13 protein-coding genes and 1 riboswitch are annotated in these 11886 nt (G+C 55.2%); of the genes, 4 read left to right on the forward strand and 9 right to left on the reverse strand.

The annotated features are described in order from the left end of the window. Window positions 1–46 precede the first annotated feature (46 nt). Window positions 47–439 carry a YbhQ family protein gene (locus AAGR08_RS12750; RefSeq protein WP_097094500.1) on the reverse strand — a complete coding sequence of 131 codons (393 nt, stop codon included), beginning with the start codon at window positions 437–439 and terminating at the stop codon, window positions 47–49. A gap of 177 nt (window positions 440–616) precedes the next feature. Between AAGR08_RS12750 and AAGR08_RS12755 the strand changes: the two genes are divergently transcribed. Genes AAGR08_RS12755 through AAGR08_RS12765 form a run of 3 tightly spaced genes read left to right on the forward strand, consistent with a single transcriptional unit; the run spans window position 617 to window position 3593 of the window. Then, the gene (locus AAGR08_RS12755; protein WP_097094501.1) at window positions 617–1378 is read left to right on the forward strand and encodes an endonuclease/exonuclease/phosphatase family protein; all 762 of its coding nucleotides are present in this window, start codon (window positions 617–619) and stop codon (window positions 1376–1378) included. Then, window positions 1375–2619 (forward strand): cardiolipin synthase ClsB, encoded by a 1245-nt coding sequence (gene clsB / locus AAGR08_RS12760; protein WP_345827042.1) that lies wholly within the window; start codon window positions 1375–1377, stop codon window positions 2617–2619. Before AAGR08_RS12755 ends, clsB begins: the two co-directional genes overlap by 4 nt. Then, window positions 2619–3593, forward strand: coding sequence for a lysylphosphatidylglycerol synthase domain-containing protein (locus AAGR08_RS12765; RefSeq protein ID WP_345827043.1), 975 nt, complete (start codon window positions 2619–2621; stop codon window positions 3591–3593). The genes clsB and AAGR08_RS12765 overlap by 1 nt, the downstream gene beginning before the upstream one ends. Window positions 3594–3686: 93 nt before the next feature. Here the strand turns inward: AAGR08_RS12765 and AAGR08_RS12770 are convergent, their stop codons facing one another. From AAGR08_RS12770 to moaA, 7 genes are all read right to left on the reverse strand, one after another. Then, window positions 3687–4394, reverse strand: coding sequence for a Bax inhibitor-1/YccA family protein (locus tag AAGR08_RS12770; protein WP_345827044.1), 708 nt, complete (start codon window positions 4392–4394; stop codon window positions 3687–3689). 56 nt (window positions 4395–4450) lie between these two features. Beyond that, a complete protein-coding gene (locus AAGR08_RS12775) occupies window positions 4451–5545 on the reverse strand; it encodes a DUF1615 domain-containing protein (protein ID WP_097094505.1) in 1095 nt (364 codons plus the stop codon). Between the two features lie 80 nt (window positions 5546–5625). Beyond that, window positions 5626–6078: a molybdopterin synthase catalytic subunit MoaE gene (gene moaE, locus AAGR08_RS12780; protein WP_097094506.1), complete on the reverse strand. Its 453-nt coding sequence runs from the start codon at window positions 6076–6078 to the stop codon at window positions 5626–5628. A gap of 2 nt (window positions 6079–6080) precedes the next feature. Continuing rightward, complete coding sequence (gene moaD / locus AAGR08_RS12785) at window positions 6081–6326, reverse strand: molybdopterin synthase sulfur carrier subunit (protein ID WP_097094507.1); 246 nt, start codon at window positions 6324–6326, stop codon at window positions 6081–6083. Continuing rightward, window positions 6319–6804, reverse strand: coding sequence for a cyclic pyranopterin monophosphate synthase MoaC (gene moaC / locus AAGR08_RS12790; RefSeq protein ID WP_345827045.1), 486 nt, complete (start codon window positions 6802–6804; stop codon window positions 6319–6321). The genes moaD and moaC overlap by 8 nt, the downstream gene beginning before the upstream one ends. A 2-nt stretch (window positions 6805–6806) precedes the next feature. Beyond that, complete coding sequence (gene moaB / locus AAGR08_RS12795) at window positions 6807–7322, reverse strand: molybdenum cofactor biosynthesis protein B (RefSeq protein WP_097094509.1); 516 nt, start codon at window positions 7320–7322, stop codon at window positions 6807–6809. A 17-nt stretch (window positions 7323–7339) separates the two neighbouring features. Continuing rightward, on the reverse strand, window positions 7340–8326 hold the full coding sequence (gene moaA / locus AAGR08_RS12800; RefSeq protein ID WP_345827046.1) for a GTP 3',8-cyclase MoaA: 987 nt from the start codon (window positions 8324–8326) through the stop codon (window positions 7340–7342). Beyond that, a riboswitch (molybdenum cofactor riboswitch) is annotated at window positions 8316–8451 on the reverse strand. It overlaps the preceding gene by 11 nt. A gap of 196 nt (window positions 8452–8647) precedes the next feature. Between moaA and yvcK the strand changes: the two genes are divergently transcribed. Continuing rightward, window positions 8648–9550, forward strand: coding sequence for a uridine diphosphate-N-acetylglucosamine-binding protein YvcK (gene yvcK, locus AAGR08_RS12805; protein WP_097094511.1), 903 nt, complete (start codon window positions 8648–8650; stop codon window positions 9548–9550). Window positions 9551–9636: 86 nt separating this feature from the next. Here yvcK and uvrB read toward each other — a convergent pair whose 3' ends face one another. Further along, window positions 9637–11658: an excinuclease ABC subunit UvrB gene (uvrB, locus tag AAGR08_RS12810; RefSeq protein WP_097094512.1), complete on the reverse strand. Its 2022-nt coding sequence runs from the start codon at window positions 11656–11658 to the stop codon at window positions 9637–9639. Window positions 11659–11886 lie beyond the last annotated feature (228 nt).

Below are 11886 nucleotides of genomic sequence, written 5' to 3' on the forward strand. Positions count from 1 at the left end.
TTCGGCTCCTTTTCGTCAGGTCCGCATTACTGCGGTCCTTAAGCGATCAACTGCGCTTCTTCTCGATGCGCTGCACTGGCTCTTTCGCCAGCAATGAAACCAGCGCCGGACCAACCAACATCACTACGCCGAGCAAACCGATCAGCAGGTTGTTGTGGATAAAGCGGGAGATCAGGAACAGCGTTAACATGGCTGCACCAAAGTAGTAAGTGGTGGTTACCTCTTCAAGGGAATCACCCATTCTACGTAAACGGGCACTACGCTGCATGACCAGCATGGTAATAAATACCACCGCATAAGCTGCCACCAGGGTACTGCTCACTTCAACCAGCGCCCTATGTTTCCAGCCCCAAACCAGCGCTGCAACCACCAACAGGTGCATCGCAATGTGCAAACAGGTTTGTCCGGTAACAATCTGAACACGATTAGACCATTTCATTCTCTTCTCCTGGCAGACCCAACAGGTCGCCCAAGTGTATCTGGCTGGAGGCCAGACGAACTTCCTCAATGTAAAGCAAATTTCAGATTACGCCCTAATTTTCAGCCCTCAACACCACTCATTTGTGACAAAGACTACACTTTGGGCTGTTGATGATGAAAAGGAGCGCGTCGCAGTATGCCACAAAATACGCAAGGATTTTCATTTAAAGTCCTGACGATCAATACCCACAAGGGGTTCACCAGCTTCAATCGCCGCTTTATCCTGCCGGAATTGCGCGATGCTGTCCGCGCAACCTCCGCGGATATCGTCTTCCTGCAAGAGGTGATGGGCACTCACGCGATCCATTCGCTGCACATTGAGAACTGGCCGGAAACCTCACACTATGAGTTTCTGGCCGATACCATGTGGGACGATTTCGCCTATGGCCGCAACGCCGTTTATCCTGAGGGACATCACGGGAACGCGATATTGTCACGTTTCCCCATCGTTGAATATCAAAACCGCGATATTTCTGTGGCAGGAAGTGAAAAACGCGGCATGTTGCACTGCCAGATCCGCCTGCCGGATCGTAGCGAACCGCTGCATGTGTTCTGCGTGCACCTGGGGTTGAAAGAGAAGCACCGCCAGGCACAGATGAAGATGATGTGCGACTTCATTGCTACGCTGCCGCCAGATGCGCCTGTCGTGGTGGCCGGTGATTTTAACGACTGGCAGGTGAGCGCCAACCGCTTTCTTAAACGTGCCGTCGGGTTAGAGGAAGTGTTCAGTATTAAAACTGGCCGCCCTGCCCGCACTTTCCCGGCACGTTTCCCGCTGTTGAGGCTCGATCGCATCTATATCCGCAATGCTACGGTGAGTAAACCCTGGGCGTTACCGGTGAAACCCTGGTCCCACCTGTCCGATCACGCGCCGTTAGCGGTGGAGATTTTCCTATGAGTTTTAGTTGGCGCGACGGTAATCAGCTCCGTCTATTAGAAAATGGTGACCAGTTCTTCCCGCGCGTGCTAGGCGCTATCGCGCGCGCCGAACGCACGCTGCTATTGGAAACCTTTATTCTGTTCGAGGATGAAGTCGGTACCGATCTGCACGAAGCCTTGCTGCAGGCGGCTCAGCGCGGCGTGAAAATAGAGGTAATGGTGGATGGTTACGGCTCGCATGAACTATCTGACCACTTTGTCGATAGCCTCACGGCCGCCGGCGTGCGCTTTATCTATTACGATCCGCGCCCGCTGGTGCTTGGCATGCGCACCAATGTGTTCCGCCGTCTGCATCGCAAAATTGTGGTGATCGATGAGGTGATCGCCTTTGTTGGCGGCATTAACTTCTCCGCTGAGCACAATACCGATTACGGCGCCCAGTCCAAGCAGGATTATGCCGTAGAAGTAAAAGGTCCGGTGGTGCTGGATATTACCCAATACGTGCAGCAGCAGATGGGCAGCGAACAGCACACGCGGCGCTGGTGGGGCGGGCGATCGCATCGTCCGGCAGTCAACGCCCTGCCTGGCGAGGCTCAGGTGCTGTTTGTCTATCGCGATAACGATGAACATCGCGACGATATCGAGCAGCACTATCTCGCTATGCTACGCAAGGCGAAGAAGGATGTGATTATCGCTAATGCCTACTTCTTCCCCGGCTATCGCCTGCTGCGTGAGATGCGCAGCGCGGCCCAACGCGGCGTGCGCGTCAGGCTGATTGTGCAAGGCGAACCCGATATGCCGATCGTCAAAGTGGGCGCTGAGCTGCTGTACAACTATTTAGTCGACGGCGGCGTGGAAGTGTATGAATACTGCCGTCGCCCGCTGCACGGCAAAATTGCGGTGCAGGATGAGCAGTGGTCAACGGTAGGATCGAGCAACCTCGATCCGCTGAGTTTATCGCTCAATCTGGAAGCGAATTTGATAGTACACGATCGCGGGTTCAATCAGGCGCTGCGTGAGAATCTGGAACTGCTGCTGCAGCACGATTGCGTGCGCGTAGACGATGACAAGCTGCCGCCGCGCAATTGGTGGCAGCTGACCAAAGGCATCATTGTGTTCCACTTTTTACGCCACTTCCCTGCCATCGCCGGTTGGTTGCCTGCCCATACGCCGCGCCTGTCACAGGTTGCTCCGCCCGTACAACCCGAAATGGAAACTCAGGATCGGGTCGAAGCCGATAATCCAGGAGCAAAATCCTAATGTCGAAAAAGAATCCACGCTGGCAACTGGCAAAGAAGATCCTTACTGCGCTCTTTTTTATTGCGGTGATCGTGCTGCTGGTGATCTATGCGCGCAAGGTGAACTGGGAAGATGTCTATACGGTTATCGTCGGCTACAACCGTTACGTGGTGCTAAGCGCCGCCGCGCTGGTGATAGTGAGTTATCTAACGTATGGCCTGTACGATCTGATTGGACGCGCCTACTGCGGGCATAAGCTGGCGAAACGCCAGGTAATGCTGGTGTCATTTATCTGCTATGCCTTCAACCTGACGCTCAGCACCTGGGTGGGCGGCGTGGCGATGCGCTATCGGCTTTATTCGCGGCTTGGCCTGCCGGGCAACACCATCACACGCATTTTCTCACTGAGCATCGCCACCAACTGGCTCGGTTATATTTTGCTGGCTGGCGTGGTATTCGCGGCGGGCATGGTGCCCATTCCTTCCGGGTGGTTTATTGGCGAAACCACGCTGCGCATCATTGGCGCAGTGCTGTTAGTGACAGTGGCGATCTATTTATGGGCCTGTGCCTTCGCGAAGAAACGCCGTTGGACGGTGAAAGGCCAGCATCTGCAGCTGCCGTCGCTGCGTATGGCACTGTTTCAGTTTGCAGTTTCCTGCGCCAACTGGATGGTGATGGGGATGATCATTTGGCTGCTGCTGGCACGTCAGGTTGATTATCCTGTCGTGCTGGGCGTGCTGCTGATCAGCAGTATTGCCGGCGTCATTATTCATATCCCGGCCGGGATCGGCGTGTTGGAAGCGGTTTTCCTGGCGCTGCTGAGTGGGCAACATGCCTCGCACGGCACCATTATCGCGGCGCTGCTGGCCTATCGCGTGCTCTACTTTATTCTGCCGCTGTTAGTCGCGCTGGTGCTCTATTTGTGGCTGGAGAGTCGCGCAAAACATTTGCGCCAGAAGAATGAGCAGAAGATGGAGAAATCAGTGTCGCGCTGAGTGGGTGCGGATTTCCCCTCACCCTAACCCTCTCCCGTAAGCGGGAGAGGGGACAGTTTGGAGCGAACCACAAGTGGTGTTTTGAAGCGGCGGTTAGCGGCGGTTGCCGAAGATGCGGAGCAGCATCAGGAACAGGTTAATGAAATCGAGATACAGCGTTAGCGCGCCCATAATTGAGGTTCGACGCAGGTTCTCTTTGTCATTCACGTTGATGTTCTCACCAATCGCTTTCAGCTTCTGCGTGTCATACGCGGTGAGACCAACAAACACCACCACGCCGATATAGGTAATTGCCCACATTAACGCCGGGCTTTTCAGCCAGAAGTTTACCAGCGACGCCAGCAGAATACCTATCAGCGCCATAAACAGCAGGCTGCCAAAACGGCTCAGGTCGCGCTTGGTGGTGTAACCGTAGAAGCTCATCGCCCCGAACATCCCGGCCGTTACAAAGAAAGTGCTGGCAATGGATGAATAGGTGTAGACGAGAAAAATACTCGCCATCGTCAGCCCGGTGAGCGCCGAATAGAGCATAAACAGCCCGGTTGCCAGCGTGCCGCTTAGACGATGCACCATACCCGACAGCACAAATACCACCGCCAGCTGCGCGATGATCAGTCCAAAGAAAGTAATACGGTTCGCAAACACCAATTCCATGACAGGCGGTGTGCGAGCAGCGAACCACGAAACAAACGCGGTGAGCAGTAAGCCGCAGGTCATCCAGCCATACACCTGCGCCATATAGGTCTGCAGCGAGGTGGATGCCTGCTGCACGATTGAATCATTACGTGGATATCGGTCCATGAAGCACCTCATTAATGCGAAACAATAGGTAAGTGTGGAGTGTACACCCGTTTGCGTCAACGGCGCGTCAAGCACTGTTGATAGCGGCCATTTACGCGCTGGGCAAACCACGCGGTGGTGAGGTTGCGGGTGATTTTCGGGCTCTCCAGCTTAATGCCCGGCAGCATTTCACGCGGCACTCGTTTGCCGGCCATCTTATCGGCAAGAATAAAGGTCTGTTTCCACAGCGTGCTGGTGGCGAAGTCGGCGGTGTCGCCCTTCTCCAGATCGCGGCGAATTTCGCGGTTGCTCATATCCAGCTGCTTGCTCAGGCTGCGCACCGCCAGTTCGGTGGAGCTGGCCTGCTCGCTGCCATACATGATCAAATCGCCATCCAGTGCCAGCTTGATACCGCTGGCGCGTGCGATCGCGGCCTGGAAGGCGGCATTGCGGCTGGCGTACCAGCCGGCATTGAAGTCGGCGAAGCGGTACAGCATCTGGCTGTAATCGGCTGGATAGCCGAGCAAATGCAGCGTACCGAAGTAGATGCCACCGCGTCGGGTGAAGACCTCGCGGCGAATCGATCCATCCACCGCATACGGATACCCTTTGGCATGCGCTTCGGCAAACGCAATGCTGACCTGCATCGGCCCACCGGTGTGGATCGGGTTGAGATTGCCAAATAGCTTCTGCCCCATCGGCACCATATCAATGAAATCATCGAAAATGGCGCTCAGCTCTTTCTCGCTGCGCACGTTATCCAGTCGTGCCGCATAGCTTTCGCCATTCGGCGATTTAATCAGCAGCGCGGTGCGCACCAGAAACGCCGGAACGTGCACCTTGGCGGCGCGGCGATCGATTTCACCCCAGGCAATTTTAGGTAAGCCCGGCACTTCCGCATCGGCACTGAAGTTGGATTCCTGATCGGTAACCGCAATCACCGCGCAAATGTTGCTGGCGCTGGGATCGATTTGCTGCACGCGGAAAGCGGTATAGATATCGTCAGCCCAGGCGGATTTCTGTTTCACGTCGCTGGGCAACAGCTGCTGGATCTGACTTTTGACATCAGCAGGCTGACGCGCCGGTGCCTGCGGCTCTTTTTTCGTGCTACAACCGGCCAGCACCAGCGCAGCCAGCACTGCTGCGCCCTTCACAATCTTCGTGGTTTTCATCCTGCTCCCTGACGCCAACAAAAACCGTACCTTAACGTTTTCAGTGGCCTGCCGCTATCGGAGCGGGAAGATTTTGCGCGCTAGCTCCAGCGCTCAGCGGCTTGATGATCGCTGTCACGCGCATCAACCCAGCGATCGCCTTCGGCGGTGGCTTCGCGCTTCCAAAACGGCGCGCGGGTTTTCAGGTAATCCATAATGAACTCGGTGGCGGCGAACGCGCTGCTGCGATGGGCGCTACTGACGCCAACAAACACGATTTCATCACCGGGGAACAGTTCGCCAACGCGATGAATCACCGTTACCTGCTGTAGCGGCCAGCGCTGACGCGCCTCGACGACGATATCCGCCAGCGCTTTTTCCGTCATGCCGGGATAATGTTCCAGCGTTAACGCCGCAACAGCATCGCCGAGATTGTGATTACGCACTTTGCCGGTGAACGTGACGACCGCACCATCGCTATCGTGGGCGGAGAGTAAGCTATATTCCTGGCCAACGTCGAACAGCTCAGTGCCGACACGAATTCGCGTTTCCATGCTCAACCTCCGGTAACCGGCGGGAAAAACGCCACTTCATCACCCGCACGCAGCGGATGGCTCATGGGCACCAGCGTTTGATTCACTGCCGCCAGCAATTTGCCAGACTCCAGCGCCAGCGCCCAGCGGTCGCCCTGCCCGGCTAACGCCGCACGCAGCGTGGCAACATCGGCATAGTCCGGTGCCAGTTCCAGCGCGCTGGTGCCGGTTAATTCCCGAACCTGAGCAAAAAACAGCACCTTAATCATGGCTCACCGCCTTGAAATCCCCGGATTTCCCGCCGCTTTTGCTCAGCAACCGCAGCTGATCGATGACAATGTCTTTTTGCACCGCTTTGCACATGTCATAGATGGTGAGCGCTGCGACCGACGCCGCGGTTAAGGCTTCCATCTCGACGCCGGTTTTGCCCGTCAGGCGACAGAGTGAAGTGACGCGCACGCGGCTGTGTTCCGGTTCAGCAATCAGGGTCACTTCCACCTTGCTCAGCATCAGCGGATGACACAGCGGAATCAGTTCCCAGGTGCGTTTCGCCGCCTGAATGCCGGCGATACGCGCGGTGGCGAACACGTCACCTTTATGGTGGCTGCCGTCGATAATCATCTGTAGCGTTTCTGCGCTCATCAGCACCAGCGCTTCCGCTTGTGCTTCGCGCACCGTTTCAGTTTTACCAGAGACATCCACCATGTGGGCTTCGCCTGCGGCATTGATATGCGTTAAGGATGACATACTTACAACTTCTTCAAATGAGAGACAAAATTACACGGACGGGTACGCGCATCCAGCTGATCTTCAATGATGCGCTCCCAGCCGCTGCGGCAGGCGTTGGTCGAACCCGGCACGGCAAAAATCAGCGTCTGATTGGCCAAACCGGCAACGGCGCGCGACTGCAGCGTTGAGCTTCCGATCTCTTCATAGGAGATCATGCGGAACAGTTCACCAAAGCCTTCAATCTCACGATCGAACAGCGGCAGCAAGGCTTCAGGCGTACTGTTTTTGCTGTTGAAACCGGTGCCGCCATTGATAATCACCACCTGCACATCGTCGCTGGCGATCCAGCGCGATACCGTGGCACGAATGCGATAGCGGTTGTCCGGCACCATCGCACGGTCCACCACCTGATGCCCGGCTTCTGCCAGCGCTTCACGCAGGTAATCGCCGGATGTGTCATTACTGGCATCACGGCTATCAGAGACGGTCATTACCGCTACATTTAAGGCGATAAATTCGCCGGAAGGTTTACCCATGGCCATAACTCCTGTGTTTAGCCACCAATAAAGGAGAGGTTTTGCGTGATGCCGGTATTGCCCTGATGCAAAAAGTGCGTCTGCTTTTTCTGCCCAAGGCTGTGCGTAATGCGCGCCTGCAGCTCTGCTTGTTGATCGTCAGACGCCAGCAAATCGCGCAGCGACACGCCGCCGTCGCCAAACAGGCACAGATGCAATTTACCCATCGCTGAGACGCGCAGGCGATTGCAGCTGGCGCAGAAATCTTTCTCGTACGGCATGATTAGGCCCACTTCACCCTGATAATCGGGATGACGAAACACCTGCGCCGGTCCATCGCTGCGGCCGCGCGGCTGGCGCTGCCAGCCCTGCATAATCAGCTGGTCGCGAATCACTTCACCGGAGATATGATGACGATGGAACAGATCGCTGCCTTCACCGGTTTCCATTAGCTCGATAAAGCGTAGTTGAATCGGCCGCAGGCGCAGCCACTCAAGGAAGGTGCTGAGGCTGTGGCTGTTCACATCGCGCATCAGCACGCTGTTAACTTTCACTTTCTCGAAACCGGCATCGAAGGCGGCATCTATGCCCGCCATCACCTCGGCAAATTTGTCTTGTCCGGTAATGGCGTGAAACTGGCGTGCGTCGAGGCTATCGACGCTGACATTGATGTGGGTGAGACCGGCTGCGCGCCATGCTCGCACGTCGCGCGCCATGCGGTATCCGTTGGTGGTCATGGCAATCTGGCGGATGGCATCGTTTTCCCGCACCGCAGCGATGATGTCGGTAAAATCACGACGCATAGAGGGTTCACCGCCGGTCAGCCGCACTTTTTCAGTGCCCGCCGCCGCAAAGGCACGCGTCACGCGACGAATCTCATCCAGCGAGAGAAAGCTTTTGTTGTGCGTGCCGCTCGGCTTATAGCCGTTCGGCAGGCAGTAGGTACAACGGAAGTTACACACATCCGTGACCGACAGGCGCAAGTAGTAAAAGCTGCGCGCGTAGGCATCTGTAAATTGTGGCACCTGAACACCTTTCCAAAGTCGGGAGATGCAGGCATTTCTTTCTGCACCCTGGCAGCTCAATGCTGCGGCCTGTATTCCATATCTTTCACGACTTAGGAAACCAGGCTTGGGAGTTTGTTGTCATTGTGGACAACACGGTTAAAACGAATGGTAGCGCGATTAGCGATTAGCATCCATCAGTGAATTTCGCTATATATATTGATACATAACGTATTTTTCACCGCATTTTCGCGACAGGATACGGTAAAATACGCCGCAGATATTGATGCACATCAGTTCAACTACGCCTCAATGCGAGGACGGCAGTGACAAAGGAGAAACATGAATCGAACCCTGGCAGATTTGGATCGCGTAGTGGCGCTGGGCGGCGGGCACGGTCTTGGACGCGTGATGTCAGCGCTGGCACCGTTGGGCTCGCGCTTAACCGGTATTGTCACCACCACCGATAACGGCGGATCCACCGGCCGCATTCGCCGCTCGGAAGGCGGCATTGCCTGGGGCGATATGCGTAACTGTATCAATCAGCTGATCACTGAACCGAGCGTCGCCACCGCGATGTTTGAGTACCGCTTTAGCGGCAATGGCGAGCTGGCCGGGCATAACCTTGGCAACCTGATGCTGAAAGCGCTTGATCACCTGAGCGTACGTCCGCTGGAAGCCATCAACATTATCCGTAATTTGCTTAAAGTGGATGCGTTTCTCATTCCGATGTCAGAACAGCCTGTTGATCTGGTGGCACAGGATGGCGAAGGCAACATGGTATACGGGGAAACCGCTATTGATGAGATGAAGCAGCCCCCCGAGGAGTTGATGCTGCACCCGAACGTGCTGCCCACGCGCGAAGCGATCGAGGCGATAGGCGAAGCGGATTTGATTCTGATTGGCCCCGGCAGTTTTTACACCAGCCTGATGCCAATATTGCTGATGGAAGATATGGCGCGCGCGCTGCGCCGTACGCCCGCTACCATGGTATTTATTGGCAATCTTGGTCGTGAACTGAGTCCAGCAGCGGCCAGCCTGAATGTTGCTGACAAACTGGCTATCATGGAGAAAGCCATTGGCAAACGGGTGATTGATGCGGTGGTGGTAAGTCCAGCCGCAGATATTAGCGGAGTGGAAGATCGTTTAATTATTCGCGAACCGCTGGAAGCCGCCGATATTAAATACCGTCACGACCGCCAACTGCTGCGCATTGCGCTAGAACACGCGATTCAGGCCGTTTAATTTCCAGGTGCGCATGAATGCGCACCCTACGAAAACCACGCTGAATTCCTGTAGGGTCGTCATTCATGGCGACCTGGATACCACGATCACGAAGCCGCAATAAACAGCTCGCGCAATTGATGCAACTGATCGCGCACGCTGGCAGCCTCTTCAAACTCCAGATTCTGCGCGTGCTGCTGCATCTGCCCTTCCAGCTCGTGAATTTTCTTTTGCATCGCCTGTGGCGTAAGCGCCATATAGTTGGCTTCCGCCTCTGCCGCAGTGCGCGATGCGGTTTTACCTTTACCGCGCGTTTTAACCACGTTTTTGCCCAGCTCAAGAATATCGGTGATCTTCTTATTGAGCCCCTGCGGCACAATGCCATTCTCTTCGTTATATTTTTGCTGCTTCTCGCGACGACGTTCCGTTTCACCCATCGCGCGTTCCATTGATGGCGTGATTTTATCGGCGTAGAGAATCGCGCGCCCATTGATATTACGCGCGGCGCGACCAATGGTTTGAATCAGTGAACGCTCAGAGCGCAGGAAACCTTCTTTGTCGGCATCGAGAATCGCCACCAGCGACACTTCCGGCATATCCAAGCCTTCACGCAGCAAGTTGATGCCCACCAACACATCAAACTCGCCAAGGCGTAAATCGCGGATGATTTCCATACGTTCTACGGTATCGATATCCGAATGCAGATAGCGCACCTTCTCACCGTGTTCCACAAGGTATTCGGTGAGATCTTCTGCCATACGCTTGGTCAAAACGGTAACCAGCACGCGCTCATTAATCTCGACACGCTTGCGGATTTCCGACAACAAATCGTCGACCTGGGTCGCGACCGGTCGCACTTCGAGGATCGGATCAAGCAGGCCGGTTGGACGCACCAGCTGATCGATCACTTCGCTGCCTGATTTTTCCAGCTCGTAATTGCCGGGCGTGGCCGACACATAAATGGTTTGCGGCGCGGACGCCTCAAACTCTTCAAACTTCATCGGGCGGTTATCCAGCGCCGACGGTAAGCGGAAGCCATACTCCACCAGCGTCTCTTTACGCGCGCGGTCACCGCGGTACATACCGCCAATTTGCGGGATCGTCACGTGCGATTCGTCAACCACCAGCAAACCGTCAGCCGGCAGATAATCAAATAAGGTTGGCGGCGGCTCGCCCGGTCCGCGACCGGACAGATAGCGTGAGTAGTTTTCAATACCGGAGCAGTAGCCCAGCTCGTTCATCATTTCGAGGTCGAACTGGGTACGCTGAGAAATACGCTGCTCTTCCAGCAGCTTATTGTTCTCCAGCAGCACCTTGCGGCGGTCCACCAGTTCAACTTTGATATCTTCCATCGCCTGCAGAATACGCTCGCGCGGCGTGACATAGTGCGTTTTAGGATAAACGGTAAAACGCGGGATCACCGAGTCAATCTGCCCGGTAAGCGGATCAAACAGCGACAGCCGCTCAACTTCTTCATCAAACAGCTCAATACGCAGCGCAATGTCGTCTGATTCGGCCGGGAACACATCGATCACTTCCCCACGCACGCGGAAGGTGCCGCGCTGGAAAGCCTGATCGTTACGGGTATATTGCAGCTCTGCCAGACGACGCAGAATGCTGCGCTGGTCGATAATCATGCCGCGCGTTAAGTGCAGCATCATTTTCAAATAGAGATCGGGATCGCCCAGACCGTAAATAGCGGAAACCGACGCCACTACGATCACATCACGACGCTCCAGCAGCGCTTTGGTCGCCGAGAGACGCATCTGTTCAATGTGCTCGTTCACCGAGGCATCTTTTTCGATAAAAGTGTCGGAGCTGGGAACATAGGCTTCAGGCTGATAGTAATCGTAGTAAGAGACGAAAAACTCCACCGCATTGTCCGGGAAGAACTCTTTCATCTCGCCGTACAGCTGCGCCGCCAATGTTTTGTTCGGTGCCAAAACCATCGTCGGGCGATTGAGATCCGCAATCACATTGGCAACGGTAAACGTTTTACCTGAACCGGTTACGCCCAACAGCGTTTGATGGGCGAGTCCATCCTCCAGCCCCTCTTCCAGGCGGCGAATGGCCTCAGGTTGGTCGCCTGAAGGCTTGAAAGCGGAGTTGAGTTTAAAGGCTTTGCTCATGTTTTAGCGGTTCCAGCAGATGAAGACGGCGGGCAGGCTGCTAATTCTACTCTGCTGTGGCGAATTTGCCAGAAAAAAATACTGGACATAATCACAGTACCGTTGCACGATAATCGTTCCTGCAGGGAAATTTCTTCCGTGCATTTTAAGCGGCATGAGGCAAATGCTTGTTGCGCAATGTTATCCCCAGAGCGAGGATGCTTTTAACATTTGTCAAGAGAGTGTCAT

Source organism: Pantoea sp. BRR-3P (assembly GCF_039621635.1).
GTDB lineage: Bacteria > Pseudomonadota > Gammaproteobacteria > Enterobacterales > Enterobacteriaceae > Pantoea > Pantoea floridensis.